At 69.3% G+C, this 14,620-nt stretch carries 12 protein-coding genes and 2 pseudogenes; 3 read left to right on the top strand and 11 right to left on the bottom strand.

Annotated elements, in window-relative coordinates; all coding sequences use genetic code 11:
* Window positions 1–96: 96 nt before the first annotated feature.
* Window positions 97–378 (bottom strand): hypothetical protein, encoded by a 282-nt coding sequence (locus GEV10_20985; protein ID MQA80923.1) that lies wholly within the window; start codon window positions 376–378, stop codon window positions 97–99.
* Between the two features lie 250 nt (window positions 379–628).
* Here GEV10_20985 and GEV10_20980 point away from each other — a divergent pair, with 250 nt between their 5' ends.
* The 3 genes from GEV10_20980 to GEV10_20970 are packed head-to-tail and all read left to right on the top strand — an operon-like array spanning window position 629 to window position 3,562.
* Window positions 629–1,684 (top strand): DctP family TRAP transporter solute-binding subunit, encoded by a 1,056-nt coding sequence (locus tag GEV10_20980; GenBank protein MQA80922.1) that lies wholly within the window; start codon window positions 629–631, stop codon window positions 1,682–1,684.
* Window positions 1,685–1,715: 31 nt separating this feature from the next.
* Complete coding sequence (locus tag GEV10_20975) at window positions 1,716–2,279, top strand: TRAP transporter small permease subunit (protein ID MQA80921.1); 564 nt, start codon at window positions 1,716–1,718, stop codon at window positions 2,277–2,279.
* Window positions 2,276–3,562, top strand: a complete 1,287-nt coding sequence (locus GEV10_20970; GenBank protein MQA80920.1) for a TRAP transporter large permease subunit — start codon at window positions 2,276–2,278, stop codon at window positions 3,560–3,562. Before GEV10_20975 ends, GEV10_20970 begins: the two co-directional genes overlap by 4 nt.
* A gap of 24 nt (window positions 3,563–3,586) precedes the next feature.
* Here the strand turns inward: GEV10_20970 and GEV10_20965 are convergent, their stop codons facing one another.
* From GEV10_20965 to GEV10_20920, 10 genes and pseudogenes are all read right to left on the bottom strand, one after another.
* On the bottom strand, window positions 3,587–5,263 hold the full coding sequence (locus GEV10_20965) for a methyltransferase domain-containing protein (GenBank protein MQA80919.1): 1,677 nt from the start codon (window positions 5,261–5,263) through the stop codon (window positions 3,587–3,589).
* A 421-nt stretch (window positions 5,264–5,684) separates the two neighbouring features.
* Window positions 5,685–6,338 carry an aminotransferase class I/II-fold pyridoxal phosphate-dependent enzyme gene (locus GEV10_20960; protein MQA80918.1) on the bottom strand — a complete coding sequence of 218 codons (654 nt, stop codon included), beginning with the start codon at window positions 6,336–6,338 and terminating at the stop codon, window positions 5,685–5,687.
* Window positions 6,248–6,892 (bottom strand): annotated as a pseudogene (locus GEV10_20955) (aminotransferase class I/II-fold pyridoxal phosphate-dependent enzyme). The gene GEV10_20960 and the pseudogene GEV10_20955 overlap by 91 nt, the downstream one beginning before the upstream one ends.
* 186 nt (window positions 6,893–7,078) lie before the next feature.
* Window positions 7,079–7,864, bottom strand: a complete 786-nt coding sequence (locus GEV10_20950) for a hydrolase (protein ID MQA80917.1) — start codon at window positions 7,862–7,864, stop codon at window positions 7,079–7,081.
* Between the two features lie 9 nt (window positions 7,865–7,873).
* The gene (locus tag GEV10_20945) at window positions 7,874–8,923 is read right to left on the bottom strand and encodes an ATP-binding cassette domain-containing protein (GenBank protein ID MQA80916.1); all 1,050 of its coding nucleotides are present in this window, start codon (window positions 8,921–8,923) and stop codon (window positions 7,874–7,876) included.
* Entirely contained in the window at window positions 8,920–9,945 is a 1,026-nt protein-coding gene (locus tag GEV10_20940) for an ATP-binding cassette domain-containing protein (protein MQA80915.1), read from the bottom strand. The genes GEV10_20945 and GEV10_20940 overlap by 4 nt, the downstream gene beginning before the upstream one ends.
* Window positions 9,942–10,751, bottom strand: coding sequence for a creatininase family protein (locus GEV10_20935; protein MQA80914.1), 810 nt, complete (start codon window positions 10,749–10,751; stop codon window positions 9,942–9,944). Before GEV10_20935 ends, GEV10_20940 begins: the two co-directional genes overlap by 4 nt.
* A 28-nt stretch (window positions 10,752–10,779) precedes the next feature.
* Window positions 10,780–11,649, bottom strand: a complete 870-nt coding sequence (locus tag GEV10_20930) for an ABC transporter permease subunit (protein MQA80913.1) — start codon at window positions 11,647–11,649, stop codon at window positions 10,780–10,782.
* A gap of 106 nt (window positions 11,650–11,755) precedes the next feature.
* Window positions 11,756–12,700, bottom strand: coding sequence for an ABC transporter permease subunit (locus GEV10_20925; GenBank protein ID MQA80912.1), 945 nt, complete (start codon window positions 12,698–12,700; stop codon window positions 11,756–11,758).
* A pseudogene (locus GEV10_20920) lies at window positions 12,700–14,296 on the bottom strand (hypothetical protein). Before GEV10_20920 ends, GEV10_20925 begins: the two are co-directional and overlap by 1 nt.
* Between the last annotated feature and the right edge of the window lie 324 nt (window positions 14,297–14,620).

Genomic DNA, 14,620 nt, shown 5'->3' with positions numbered 1-14,620 from the left:
GCCTCGCGGCCGCAACACGTGAACGGCACCCTCACCGTGCCGGGGCATGGTGAGGGTGCCGTTCACGGGTGCGCTGCGAGGGTCGTCGGCGGAGCTTCACCTCACCGACATGGACTTCACCTCGTCCCGGCACGAGGTGAAGTCCACGTTGATCACGTGCACGTGATCAAACGGTGCGGGCGGCGAGCCTATTGACGATTCAGTGCCAGGCGTTGCCATGACCACGCCTGCCACTGACAAACTCGCGGAAGCTGAGCGGTCAACCGCGGACTCGGCCACCTCGTCCAGTTCTACGGCAACAGCTTCGACACGACGTCGACGTTCGTCGTCCTCTTCGCCCTTCTCCTGGTCGGACTCGGCATGGAGCGGGTGATCCACGCCCTGAACTCCCGCGCGCTGGTCTGGAAGGCGACCCTGTCGCTGGACAACGGACCGGGCGGCTGATCAGTACCCGGTGGCCGGGTCGGACAACGTCGTCGAGGTCCCGCGTGGGTATGCGTCACGGCAGCTCGTCGTGCCTTGACATGCGAGGCGCGGAGCCCGAAGAATGACGGCACTTTGCAGGATTGATTCGAGTTGACAGTCTCCGAATCCGCCACGACGAGGTGGTGTCATGAGTATCCGGGTCATGCCGAGATCGACGCGTTCACCGTTCCGCATCGTGTTGTGCGCAGTGTCGGCGGTGCTGGTGGCACTGCCGCTGGTCGCCTGCGGAGGCGCGCGCAGCGGGGGCGGTGGCGGTGAGGGCAAGACCTACACGATCAAGTTCTCGCACGTCGTGGCCGAGAACACGCCGAAGGGCCAGGCGGCGAAGAAGTTCAAGGAGCTGCTCGAGAAGAGCACCGACGGACGCATCAAGGTCGAGATCTACCCGAACTCCGAGCTCTACGGCGACAAGGATGAGCTGCAGGCGCTGCAGTCCGACAGCGTGCAGATGCTGGCGCCGGCCAGCGCGAAGTTCACGACGATCGCGCCGGAGCTCCAGGTGCTCGACCTGCCGTTCCTGTTCGACACGGTCGACGACATCCCCAAGGTGGCGTCGCCCGACACCACGGTGGGGAAGTCGATCTTCGAGAACGAGAAGCTCGCCTCGAAGAACACCAAGGTGCTCGGCCTGTGGGACAACGGCCTCAAGCAGCTCTCGTCCAACAAGCTGATGCGCAACGAGAAGGATCTCAAGGGACTGAGCTTCCGCATCCAGCCGTCCGACGTGCTCAGGTCCCAGTTCGACGAGTGGGGTGCCAAGGCGACGCCGATGGCGTTCTCCGAGGTCTACAACGCGCTCCAGCAGGGTGTGGTCGACGGCCAGGAGAACCCGTACTCCAACATCGAGTCGCAGAACATGCACACCGTGCAGAAGCACATCACCGAGTCCAACCACGGCTACGTCGGCTACGTCCTGGTCGTCAGCACGAAGTTCTTCGAGTCGCTACCGACGGACCTGCAGGACGACGTCGTCAAGGCGTCCGAGGACGCGAGCACGTACAACCGTGAGATCGCGGCCGAGGTCAACGCCGAGGCGAAGAAGACGATCGAGGACGCGGGCAAGACCACGATCACCAAGCTCACCGACAGCGAGCGCAAGGCGCTCAAGGACGCAGTCGTGCCGAAGGTGTGGGAGCAGTACGCGGACGTGATCGGCGAGGACGTCGTCGCCGAGCTGCTGAAGCAGCAGGCCGGCTAGCGCGCGGGTCGCACCCGCCCGCGTACCCCTTCTGCCCCTGGGAGGTCCTGTGTCCGGCAGCACCCGACGAGCGCTGGCGCGTCTCGACAGGGTGCTGACGGTCGTGGAGAACGTGCTGGCGGCAGGGTCGCTCGGAGTCGCCGCCGTCGTCGCCATCGTCGCCGTGCTCCTGCGCCAGTTCTTCGGCGTCTTCCTCTTCTGGTCAGAGGAAGTCATCATCTACTCGATCATCTACTCGACGTTCCTCGGCGCGGTCGTCACCCTGCGGCACAACGAGCACGTCAGCGTCGACCTCGTCGCGCTCTTCGTCGGACCGCGCGGCAAGCAGATCATGGCCGCGGTCGCCTCGGTCGTGACGCTCGCCTACCTCGCCGCCGTCGGCGCGTTCGCCTGGTTGCTGGTGTTCGAGCCGTTCTCCGCGACGACCGTGACGCCGGCGCTGAAGCTGCCGCTCTGGATCGTCGAGCTCGCGGTTCCCGTCGGGCTCACGCTGATGTTCCTCCGCGCGCTCGAGGTCCTCTACCGGGCCGCGCGGGGCCGCCTCGACGTCGACCTGAGCAAGAACGTCGAGACCGACACGGGGGGCGACCGATGATCGAAGCGGCGCTCGCTCTCGTCATCATGCTGCTCGTCTTCCTCGTCTCGTCCGCGCCGATCGCGATCGCGCTCGGGCTGACGTCGTTCGTCTACTTCTTCTACTTCACGACGATCCCGCTCACCCAGGTTCCCGAGCGTCTCTTCAACTCGCTCAACACCTTCCCGCTGATGGCGATCCCGTTCTTCGTGCTGGCCGCCAACATCATGAGCCAGGGTGGGATCAGCAAGCGCCTCACCGCGGCGTGCAACGCGGTCGTCGGGCAGTTCCGCGGCGGTCTGGCCATCACCGCCGTGCTCTCCTGCATGTTCTTCGCCGCCATCTCGGGCTCCAGCCCGGCGACGGTCGTCGCTGTGGGCACGCTGCTCATCCCGGCGATGATCGCGAGCGGTTACGGCAAGCAGTTCTCGACCGGGCTCATCGCGACGTCGGGGTCGCTCGGCATCCTCATCCCGCCGTCGATCCCGCTCATCGTCTACGGCATCGCGACGGAGCAGTCCATCGGTGACCTCTTCCTCGCGGGCGTCCTGCCCGGTGTGATGGCGGGCCTCATGCTCATCGGCATGGTGGTCTTCGTCGCGCGTCGCCGCGGGTTCGGGACCGGTGAGCACGCGATCGTCATGACGAGGAGCGAGAAGCTCCGCGCCTTTCGCGACGCCCTGCTCAGCCTGCTGCTCCCCGTCCTGGTGCTCGGCGGGATCTACGGCGGGTTCTTCACGCCCACCGAGGCGGCTGCGATGGCGGTCTTCTACGCGCTCGTCATCGCGCTGTTCGTCTACCGCGAGCTGCGGATCAAGGACCTCGGCGCGATCCTGCTGACGTCCGCGAAGACCTCGGCGATGATCATGTTCATCATCGCGAACGGCATCCTGTTCTCGTTCGTGCTGACGTCCGAGCGCATCCCGAACCAGATCACCGAGGCGATACTCGGCGTCGAGCTCAGCAAGTGGACGTTCCTGCTGCTGGTCAACCTGCTGCTGCTCGTCACCGGCTGCTTCATGGAGACGTCGAGCGCGATCCTCATCCTGGCGCCCGTCATCCTGCCCATCGGCATGGAGCTCGGCGTCGACCCCATCCACCTCGGCGTCATCATGGTGATGAACCTCGAGATCGGCATGGTGACGCCGCCGCTCGGTCTCAACCTGTTCGTGGCCAGCGGCATGGCGAAGATGCCCGTGCTGCAGGTCGCCAAGGCGTCGTTGCCGAGCGCAGCCGTGCTCCTCGTCGCCCTGCTCCTCGTGACCTACGTGCCCGAGATCTCCCTGACGTTACTCGGGCGCTGACGCCGTTCGGCGCGCGCGGCGCGGTCAGCCGTGCGCGTGGAAGATCCCCCAGGCCAGGTTCCCGGCCCGGCCGCCGTCGACCCAGTTGCGCAGCCCGGTCTTCATCCGCTCGCGGTAGTCGCGGCTGACCGTTCCGTCGAGACCGGCGTCGCGTCGCTCGGTCTCCTCGAGGACGCGCTGGTAGTGCAGCGGCAGCTGCTCGGTCCGGTCGTGGAAGCTGACCGACGTCATGCCGAGCCGGATGAGCTGCGCTCGGTAGAAGCCGGGCGTGGCCATCGTGTCGAGGTTGATGCGGGTGAGGATCGGTGCGAGCTTCTCCGTCGGGCAGCCGTCCGACGCCATCGGGTCGGTGAAGACCAGGTGTCCTCCCGGCCTCAGCACGCGACGTGCCTCCTCGAGGACGCGTTCGCGGTCGCCACTGTGCAGGAAGGCGTCCTGCGACCAGACCACGTCGAACGCGTTGTCCTGGAAGGGCAGGTCCTCGAACGAGCCGTCGGTGACCTGGACGAGGTGGTCGAGGCCCTGCTCGCGGTTGAACGTCCGGTTGCGCTCGTTCTCGACCTCGCTGAGGTTGAGGCACGTGACGTGACAGCCGTGGGTCGCGGCGAGGTACCGTGCGGCGCCACCGTAGCCCGCACCCAGGTCGAGAACACGCGACTCGTCACTCAGCGGAAGCTCGGCGGCCATGTGTTCGACCGTCCGCCGGCTCGCGATCGCGATGTCCTCCGCCGGGTCGGTGTACGTGCCGACGTGGATGTCCTCGCCGCCCCAGACCTGGAAGTAGAAGTTGTCCGCGTCGGAGGAGTTGTAGTAGTCGCGCGCGGTGTGCACCGTGGCGGAGTAGGTGTCGGGCAGCTCCTCGTCCTGGCGGTACCCCTTCTCCGCGACGTGGATGAAGAAGTCGGGCTCGTCCGCCGCGTAGGTCTCCTGGAAGTCGCCGAACGTCTCGATCTGCGAGAAGCCGACCTCGCGCATGAGGCGGCGCATGTAGTTCCTGCGCAGCGGGTACATGTTGAGGTGGAACTGCGAATGGTCGGGGAACGTGTACCGGAACCTGGCGAGTCCGTCGTCGACGTACTCGGGCTCGGCGGACACGTCCTCACCGCAGTAGTAGTAGGTGTGCGTGGCGGAGAACTCGGCGTCCAGGAGCGCGTCGTAGTTGCGCTGGTCGATGATCAGGACGCCGTCGTGGGCGAGCATGGAGTAGAACTCGGCGAGCGCCTTGCGACGGTCCCGTTCGGAGAAGAGGTGGGTGAACGAGTTGCCGAGGCAGATGATCGCGTCGTACTGACCGGGGACGTCGCGACTCAGCCACCGCCAGTCCGCGTGCACGATCTGCAGGATCCTGCCGCCACGTTCCAACCCGTTCGAGAAGGCCTTCGCGAGCATCTGTGGGCTGCCGTCCGCGCTGACCGTCTCGAAACCCTCCTCCAGCAGGCGGAGCGAGTGGAAGCCGGTGCCGGTGGCGACGTCGAGGACCGTGCCGACGCCTCGTGACCTGAGCTGGTCGATGAAGAAGTCGCCTTCGCCCTTCGCGCGGCGCCGCCAGTCGATGAGATCGTCCCACTTCTCGACGAAGTCCTGGACGTACTCGTCGGTGTAGTGGTCCGTGTCACGTACCTCGAGAGGGTGCTCGCCGAACAGCTGCTGGCTGTTGGCCGAGATCTCGGTCTGCTCGTTGTCGACGACGTCTTTCGGCATGTGTCTCCCGCCTGCTCGTCCCGCGGTGTGGTCACCGGGGTGGCCACTTCGGGGCTGGGCGGACGACGGTCAGCAGACGTCCCAGGACGGTGACGTGGAGCCGTCAGGACGATCACGCCTCATGCGTTCCGATGAGGCAAGCCGTCGTCCTCGGCAGCCGGCGCCGTTGCCGACCATGACGTGGCAACGACCACGATCATCGCCATGCGTCGGAATCAAACGTAGGGGATCAAGAGGAGATATCAAGAGGACGTCGGCGTGAAATACCGGCCCGCGACGACCGCAGGGGAGCCTTGCCCCGGCCCGGCCACTCGATGCTGACCTGCGCTGATGTTGATCTTGGAGTGGTCCGCGGACGGAGCGCGAAGACGGCTTCGAATGCACGTCACGAATCTCACGATCCGAGACGGATCGGACGCGTTCAGACCATGCGGGAGTGGGTGGCGCGTCCGGCGGCGGCGAGGAGGTCGGCGACGTGGTCGACGTCGCGCGGACGCAGCAGGGTGACCGACACGCGCAGGTGGTCGCCGTCGGTCGGCGCGACGCTGAACCGGCTGCCCTGTCCGGCTCCGAGCCGGTGGGAGGCGAGGTTGACCAGCGCCGTGCGCTCGTCGTGGACGGGCACCCACAGGGTGAGCCCGTCCCTCGCGTACGTCGAGACGCCGCGTGCGGCGAGGGCGTCGGCGAGGAGCTCGCGGCGGCGGGCGTACTCCTCGCTCGCCCGTGCCACCCGCCGGCGCGCGGTCGCGTCGGCGAGCATCGCGGCGAACGCGCCCTGCAGGATGCGCGACGTCCACACGGCGCCGAGGCGGCGGTGTCCCTCCATGCGTTCGATGACGTCGGCGGCGCCGCCCACCATCGCGAGCCTGAGGTCGGGGCCGTGCGACTTGCTCCAGCCCCGGATGTGCACGACCTGGTCGGGCAGCCGGTCGCCGAGGGTGACCGGCGGGTGCGGGCGAGCGCGGGCATCGGGTCGTCCTCGACGACGACGGGACGCGCCGGGCACCGGGCGATCGCCGCCGCCAGCTCCTTCGCCCGCCGGGGCGTCATCGACCGGCCGTCGGGGCACGCGCACCGCGGCTGGATCAACACCGCGACGGGGTTCTTGGCGAGTGCGGCGTCGAGCGCCGCCGGCAGCATGCCCTCGACGTCGCAGGGGACGGGCACCGCCTCGCCGCCGAGCGCCTCGATGATCTCCAGCGCCTGCGCGCTCGTCGGGTTCTCGACCACCACGCGACGCCCCGGCCTGATGAGCACCTCGCCGACGAGCAGCAGCGCGTCGTACCCGCCGTACGCGCAGGTGAGCCGCTGGAACGGGAACGGCCAGGTCTCCTCGGCGTACGCGCGCAGCGGGCCGATGACCGGTGGCGACCGGTACTGGTTGAACCCGACGTCGACGTGGTCCGCCGCCCTCGCGAGCGCCTTGCGCAGGTCGGGCAGGTACGCAGGGTCGGGGACGGCGAGCCGCAGGTCGTACGACAGCTCCGCCTTCGCGCCGAGCCCGTCGTCGTCGGGCAGGTGGGCGCTCGGGTCCCAGCCCGTGACGAACGTGCCGCGACGGCCGAGCGTCTCGATCGTGCCCGCGGAGCCGAGCAGCCGCCACGCCTCGGCGACCGTCGTCGGGCTCATCCGCAGCGCGACGGCGAGCGCCCGCACGGTGGGCAGGGCCGTGCCAGCGCGGATCCGTCCGACGCGCACCAGGTGGTCGACGGCCGCGGCGATCCCCTTGGCCGTCGGCTCGTCGATCGAGGCGGCGAGGTCGGCCGCCCCGATCCGCGGCGTCGAGTCGTCGGCGAGCGTCATCGGCACGAGACGTTAGCGCATCACCACGTCGAACCTGCGGTGCTCCAGCGAGGGCAGCTTCGCGCGCACCGTGCGCACCCGCTCCAGCTCGACGTCCGCGTAGCACGAGCCCGGCTCCTCACCGACGCCCGCGACGACGACGCCGAACGGGTCGATGATCTGGCTGTTGCCGCAGTTGCGTGCGCCGACCTCGCCGCTCGCCGCGATCCAGCAGGTGTTCTCGATCGCCCGCGCCTTCAGCAGGGTGTTCCAGTGCTCCTCTTTGTACAGGCCCCGCACCCAGGCGGCGGACACGGTGACGACCTCCGCGCCCGCGTCGACGAGCACGCGGAAGACCTCGGGGAAGCGCAGGTCGTAGCAGGTGAGGACCCCCACGCGCACGCCGTCGATCTCGACGACGGGCGGCAGCGCGGCACCCGGCGTGACGTGCTCGGACTCGCGGTGGCCGAGCGCGTCGTACAGGTGCAGCTTGCGGTACGCGGCGAGGAGTTCGCCGCCGTCGACGACGACGTTGGTGTTGTAGACGCGTGCCTCGCCGCTCGGCTCGTGCACGCCGACGATGCACGCGACGCCGGTCTCGCGGGACAGGTCGCGCAGGGTGGTGACGAACGGACCGTCGACCGGCTCGGCCGCGGTGCGGATGCGTTCCCTGTCGGCCTCGAACGACACCATCGCGGCCTCGGGGAGCACGGCGAGCCGCGCGCCGGCCTCGGCCGCGGCGAGCACGCCCTTGCGGATCTGCTGGAGGTTGGTGTCCTTGTCGTCCGACACGTCGAACTGGTGGGCGGCGATGCGCATGCGGTCTCCTCAATCGGTAGGCGGCGGTACGGCGGTTGCGGGTGAGCCTGGCACGGGGCGTTCGGGATGGTGGCAGGCGACCATCCGACCGGGCGTGCCGGCGAGGGGCGGCTCCTCGGTCGCACAGATCTCCGTCGCCTTCCAGCACCTGGTGCGGAAGCGGCAGCCGCTCGGCGGGTGCGTCGGGCGCGGCACGTCACCGGTGAGGACGACGCGCTGCCGCTCGCGTTCCAGCCGCGGGTCGGGTGCGGGCACGGCGGACAGCAGCGCCGTCGTGTACGGGTGCGCCGGCGTCTCGTACACGACGTCGGCGTCACCGATCTCCACGATCTTGCCGAGGTACATCACCGCGATGCGGTCGCTGATGTGGTGCACGACGGACAGGTCGTGGGCGATGAACAGGTACGCGAGGTCGTGCGCCTGCTGCAGCTCGTCGAGCAGGTTGAGTACTCCTGCCTGCACCGAGACATCGAGCGCGGAGACCGGCTCGTCGAGGACGATCAGGTCGGGCTGCAGCGCGAGCGCCCGGGCGATACCGATGCGCTGGCGCTGTCCGCCGGAGAACTCGTGCGGGTAGCGGTCGCCGTGTTCCCGTTCGAGGCCGACCTCGCCGAGCAGCCTCGCCACGAGATCGGGGCCCGTGGCGCGGTCCCAGCGCCGGTGGATCTTCAGCGGTTCGGCGATCAGGTCCGCGACGGTGAGTCGCGGGTTGAGGCAGGCGAAGGGGTCCTGGAACACCATCTGCGCGTGCGCCCGCAGCGCGCGCGACGTACGCCCGCGCATGCCGAGGACGTCCTGGCCGCAGATGCGCACGGTGCCGGCGTCGGTGCGTTCGAGGCCGAGCACGCTCCGGCCGAGGGTCGACTTGCCGCAGCCCGACTCGCCGACCACGCCGACCGTCTCGCCGGGGGCGACGGACAGCGAGACCGACGAGACCGCCTGCACGGTGCCGCGGGGACGGCCGAGCACGTCGCGCGGCGGCGCCGGGTAGGTCGTGACGAGGTCGGCGACCTCGAGCACGGGGGGCACCGTCGTCGGGGTTGTCGCTGTCACGGTCACGCCTCCGCTCCGGTGCGCGCGAGCTCGGTCGCCTGGTGGTCGGGGTGATGGCACGCGGCGAGGTGGGCGTCGCCGACGGGCGAGAGCGCGGGCTCCTCGCGCTCGCAGAGGTCGTCGGCCTTCGGGCACCGCGGCTGGAACGGGCACCCCGCCGGCAGTCTGACCATCGACGGTGGCTGGCCGGGGATCGGGTGCAGCGGCTCGTGCCTGCCCGTGGTGCCGGGCAGTGCCTGCAGCAGCGCCGTCGTGTACGGCATCGCGGGTCGCGCGAACAGCTCGTCGACGCCAGCAAGCTCGACCGGGCGCCCCGCGTACATCACGACCACGCGGTCGGCCACCCGTGCGATCACGCCGAGGTCGTGGGTGATGAGCAGCACGGCGACGCCGAGGCGCTCGCACAGGTCGAGGACGAGCTCGAGCACCTGCGCCTGCACGGTCACGTCGAGCGCGGTGGTCGGCTCGTCGGCGACGAGGACGTCGGGGTCGTTGACGAGCGCCATCGCGATGACGGCGCGCTGGCGCATGCCGCCGGAGAACTCGTGCGGGTACGACCTGGCGCGCGACTCCGCGCCGGGGATGCCGACGAGGTCGAGCATCTCGACCGCGCGCGTGTTCGCCTCGGCCCTGGATGCGCTCGAGTGGTGCGCCCGGTACGCCTCGGCGATCTGCGCGCCGATCCGTTGCACGGGGTTCAGAGCCGTCATCGGGTCCTGGTAGATCATCGCGATGCGGTTGCCCCGCTGCGCGTCGAGCCGCGCGCGCGACAGGCGAGTGAGGTCGGTGCCGTGCAGGATCGCCTTGCCGCGCACCGTGGCGGTGTCGGGCAGCAGGCCGAGCAGCGCGAGGCTCGCCGTTGACTTGCCCGACCCCGACTCGCCGACGATGCCGACGATCTCGCCGCGTCGCAGCTCGAGGTCGAGCCCGCGGACGGCGCGCACCTCGCCGCCGCCGGTGTGGAACGACACGTGCAGGTCGCGTACCTGCAGCACCACATCGTCGTGCACCACCGGTGCCTCGGTCATGGTGCCTGCTTCGCCCAGGTCGCGCCGCGGGTGTTGGCGTCGAACTCGCGGACGAACGCGGTGCAGAAGCCGATCACCCGGTCGACCCACACCTCGCCGGTCTGCTCGCTCGCGACCGAGGTGTCGCCGCTGACGCCACTCGGGCTCACGTCGGAGAAGTCCCAGTAGACGGTGCCGGGCACGTCGTAGCCCGGCACGGCGACGCCGTTGTAGCTGTGTGGGGTCCAGTCCTCGAAGCCGTGCAGCTCGCCGCCCTCGATGCGGTCGGTCAGCACCTGGTCGGGGAACATCACCATCATCGCCGACAGCTCGGGCTCGGCGCCGTGACCGTACACGCGGTCGGGCTCGTCGTACGCCGAGCGCATCAGCTGGTAGCCGAGCTGCCACGGGTAGAGCGACCCCATCAGGATGCCGTGCCGCGAGCGCATGGTGAACGCGGTCTCGGCGACCGACGCCTGGTTGCCGCCGTTGTTGTCGACGAGGACGAGCCGGCGGAAACCGTGCGAGACGAGGCCCTCGCAGATGTCGACCATCACCGCGGTGAGGGTCTCCCTGCGCAGGCTCAGCGTGCCGGCGTAGCCGGCGAACATGGGGGAGTGGCCGTAGTTCATGACCGGCGCGACGAGCGCCCTGGTGGCCCTCGCGACCTGCTGCGCGACGTGGTCGGCGACGATCGCGTCCTCGTGCAACGGCAGGTGCGGGCCGTGCTGCTCGATGGCGCCGACCGGGATGAGGACGACCGGGTTGGTCTCGGCCGTCTCGGCGGCCTCGGTCCAGGACATCCGGCCGAGCTCGTGGGTGCGCATGTGGCGATCTCCTCCGTTGGGTGTGCGGTCAGTGGCGGCGGCGAGGGTCGAAGACATCGCGCAGGCCGTCGCCGAGGATGTTGAGTGCGAGAACGGTGACGGCGATGACGACGGCGGGTGCGATGAGCAGCATCGGCCGCACCTCGAGGAAGTCGCGGCCGGATGCCACGAGGGAGCCCCACGATGGCAGCGGCGGCTGCGCGCCGAGGCCGAGGAAGCTCAGGCCCGACTCGATCTGGATCGCGAAGCCGAGGCTCAGCGACAGTTGGACGAGGATCGGCGCGGTGACGTTGGGCAGCACCGTGCGCGAGAGGATGCGCAGCGCGCCCGACCCCATCGACCGCGCGGCGATGACGTACTCCATCGTGGAGACCGAGAGCACCGAGCCGTAGACGATGCGCGCGAACCGCGGGATGTAGAGCACGCCGATGATGAGGATGACGTTGCGCAGCTCCGGCCCCAGCGCGGCGACGGCGGCGACGGCGAGCACGACGGGCGGGAAGCACAGCAGGATGTCGATGCCGCGCATCGAGATCGTCTCGGTGGCGCCGCGGAAGTAGCCGGCGACCAGACCGATGAGCGTGCCGAAGGTCGACGCGATGAGGACGGCGACGACGGAGACGCCGAGCGAGACCCGACTGCCGTGGATCAGCCGCGACAGCACGTCGCGCCCGAAGTCGTCGGTGCCGATCCAGCCGACGCTGCTGCCCGCCGACAGCGGGATGCCGACGGGGTCGCGGTAGTCGTACGGCGCGAGCAGTGGTGCGAACAGGGCGGCGAGCCCGATCACGGCGAGGATCGATCCGCAGATCACTACGCGCCGGTTGCGCAGCATGCGCCGGAACGTCCCGGCCGCCGGGGTCGTGAGGACGGGGAGCGTCGTGGTCAGCGTGGACATGAGCCGTCCTCCGACGTGAGCATCGCAGCGATTCGTAGCGCCCATGGTTCCCACGCGCTCGCCGAGCGAGGAGCGGAGCGGCGGGGGACGGCGGGGTGCACGGACATCAGGACGCTCCGATCCGCGGGTCGATCACCCGGTAGGCGACGTCGACGGCCAGGTTGATGACGATCGTCATCGCCGCGATGACGAGGACGACGCCCTGCACCACCGGGTAGTCACGCGCCTCGACACCCGACATCAGCAGCGAGCTGAGGCCGGGCCAGCCGAAGATGGACTCGACGATCACCGTGCCGCCGAGCAGCATCGCGAGCTCGAGGCCGATGATGCTGGTGACCGGGTTCATCGAGTTGCGCAGCGCGTGGGCGATGATGACCCGGCGTTCGCCGATGCCTTTCCCGCGCGCCGTCCGGACGAAGTCGGACGTCAGCACCTCGAGCATCGCCGAGCGCGTCATGCGCAGCACCACCGCCGTCGGCGCCGCCGCGAGGGTGAGGACGGGGAGCACGATGAGCCGCAGGTGCCCGAGTGGGTCCTCGGCGAACGTGACGAACCTCGCCGGCGGCAGGATCGGCAGCGCCACGCTGAACAGCAGCACGAGTGCCGTGCCGAGGACGAAGACGGGCAGGGAGAGCCCGACGACCGCGACGGACGTGATCGCGTAGTCGCGCGCCTTGTCGGCCCGGCGCGCCGCGGCCGCGCCGAGCGGGATGCCGATGACGATCGAGAGACCGACGGCGAGCAGCACGAGCTCGAGGGTGTTGCCGATGCGCAGCCCGACGTCGGTGAGGACGGGACGTCCGCTCACCAGGCTCTCGCCGAGGCTGCCGCGGAGCAGCTGCCCCCAGAAGTCCGCGAACTGGGAGAGCAACGGGTCGTTGAGTCCGAGCTGCTCGTGGATCTCGGCGATCTGCTCCTCCGCCGCGGTCTCGCCGAGCACCGCGCGCGCCGGGTCGCCCGGCACGAGCCTGATGATGACGAAGATGAGCGTGCCGGCGGCGAGCAGCTGGATGAGCAGCAGGCCGAGGCGGCGGATCAGGAACGTCCCCATCACGACCTCCGCTCGAGCCACGTCGAACGCAGCGAGGTCTGCGTCCAGGCGCCGGCGCGTGGGTGGGCGAAGCCCTTGACGTAGTCGCGCATCGCCTCCGCCTGGACGCGTCGCACGGTGTAGGTCCACGGCAGCAGGTCGAGCAGTCGCGCCTCGATCTCGTGGTAGATGTCGGCGCGCTTTCCCTCGTCGCGCTCACGCCGTCCTTCCGACAGCAGCGAGTCGACGCGGTCGTCGGAGAACTGCTCGTACTGCGCCTGCGGGCTGGTCGATCCGACGAGGCTGGTGAGCGCGTCCGGGTCGCCGTACGTGATCGACGTGCCCCACGCGTGCGCCGGATAGGTGCGCGCCTCCACGGTCTTGCGGAACGTCAGCCACTCCTGCCGGACGAGAGCCGGGTCGATGCCCGAGTCGCGCAGCGACGGCAGCACGCCCTGAGCGGGGCGGTCGATGACGGAGTACGCGCTCGTCGTCACCATCGTCAGGTCGAGCGGTGAAGGGACGCCGGCCCGCCTGAGCAGGCTCTGCGCGCGCTCGGGATCGTACGTGTACCGCGTCATCAGGTCGGGGTCGTGGCCGAGCATGCCCTTCGGGATGAGCCCTCCGGTCATCGCCTCGCCGTGTCCGAGGAACGCGGTCTGCAGCACCGCCTCCCTGTCGATGCCGTACGCGAACGCCTGCCGCACGCGCAGGTCGCGGACCTCCTTGCGGCCGAGCACGAAGCCGAGGTAGCCGAACCCGAAGGTGGTGTCGGACGCGATCTCGACGCCGCGCGCCTTCTTCAGCACGTCGAGGTGCGTGGCGGGCACATAATCGATGAAGTCGACGACCGCGCTGCGCAGCGCGGTGACCCGCGCGTAGTCGTCGGCCATCGGCACGAAGACGACGCCATTGAGGTACGGGAGGCCATCCTCGAAGTAGTCGTCGAACCGCTTCAGCGTGAGGCTCACGCCCGGCACCCGCTCGACGAGCCGGAACGGCCCGGTGCCCATCGTCGTGGTCAGCGTGTCGGCGCCGGACTCGATCCACTTTCGGGAGACGACGGGGGAGTTTCCCGAGGCGAGGGCGAACGGCAGGACCACGTTCGGCTGCTTCAGCCGGAACACGACACGGTCGTCGCCGACGGCCCGCACGCTGGTGACATCGGCGTAGAGGCTGACGTCGGTGGCCGCGGTCTTCTCGTCCATGATCCTGGCGAAGCTGAACACGACGTCGTCCGGAGTGAGCGTGGACCCGTCGTGGAAGGTGATGCCGCGGTGCAGGCGGACCTCATAGGTAAGGTCGTCGACGAACCCGAACTCCGCCGCGAGGTCGCCAACGATCTTCCCGTGGGCGTCGTACTTGAGCAGCGAGTTGTAGATGAGCTGCTTCACCGTCTGCGAGGCGGCCCCGGTGCTGACATGCGGCTCGAAGTTGCTCGGGTCGGTCGACAGCCCGTACCGCAGCAGACCACCGCGCGTCGGCTTTCCGCCGCCACCACCGGTGATCTCGTCGCTGATAGGCGTCGTCTCCGTCGGGTTGGCGCACCCCACGAGCGCGCCGAACGCGCCCAAACGCCAGGCCGCCCCGCAGCAGCGTCCTGCGGTCCACCGTCATCCCATCCTCCTCGGGGTGCGTGGAAGATGTCGCAGACGCTAAGTGATACAGAACTGCGGAACAATCCGCGATTTGTACCGGAACAAATCGACGGTCACAGGGTGTAGAGAGGTGGCCAGGCGGGGCGGTCTCGTGGGTCTGGTTCCGCGGGGTTGTCAGTGCCAGACGTGGCTAGTGTCGCCTGGCGAGGCGCGTCTGACCAAATGCACCAGTTCGGGGGCGTAATACCCAACCACTGGCGGGGGTTCATGACTGATCCTGTCGTAGCTCGCGGCGGGTGGCAACTCGCTGTTGGTGGGCGGTGGTGAGCCCGGTGCGGCGGGC

Source organism: Streptosporangiales bacterium (genome assembly GCA_009379955.1).
In the GTDB taxonomy this organism is placed as follows: domain Bacteria; phylum Actinomycetota; class Actinomycetes; order Streptosporangiales; family WHST01; genus WHST01.
Note: the sequence above shows the minus strand (reverse complement) of the source record. Positions and strands in the feature narration are given on the sequence as shown.

What these genes read in the sequence shown, in the direction of transcription:
- GEV10_20980 (MQA80922.1), top strand. Translation starts at nt 629, where the DNA reads ATGCCGAGATCGACGCGTTCACCGTTCCGCATCGTGTTGTGCGCAGTG.
- GEV10_20970 (MQA80920.1), top strand. Translation starts at nt 2,276, where the DNA reads ATGATCGAAGCGGCGCTCGCTCTCGTCATCATGCTGCTCGTCTTCCTC.
- GEV10_20965 (MQA80919.1), bottom strand. Translation starts at nt 5,263, where the DNA reads ATGCCGAAAGACGTCGTCGACAACGAGCAGACCGAGATCTCGGCCAAC.
- GEV10_20950 (MQA80917.1), bottom strand. Translation starts at nt 7,864, where the DNA reads ATGCGCATCGCCGCCCACCAGTTCGACGTGTCGGACGACAAGGACACC.
- GEV10_20940 (MQA80915.1), bottom strand. Translation starts at nt 9,945, where the DNA reads ATGACCGAGGCACCGGTGGTGCACGACGATGTGGTGCTGCAGGTACGC.
- GEV10_20935 (MQA80914.1), bottom strand. Translation starts at nt 10,751, where the DNA reads ATGCGCACCCACGAGCTCGGCCGGATGTCCTGGACCGAGGCCGCCGAG.
- GEV10_20930 (MQA80913.1), bottom strand. Translation starts at nt 11,649, where the DNA reads ATGTCCACGCTGACCACGACGCTCCCCGTCCTCACGACCCCGGCGGCC.
- GEV10_20925 (MQA80912.1), bottom strand. Translation starts at nt 12,700, where the DNA reads ATGGGGACGTTCCTGATCCGCCGCCTCGGCCTGCTGCTCATCCAGCTG.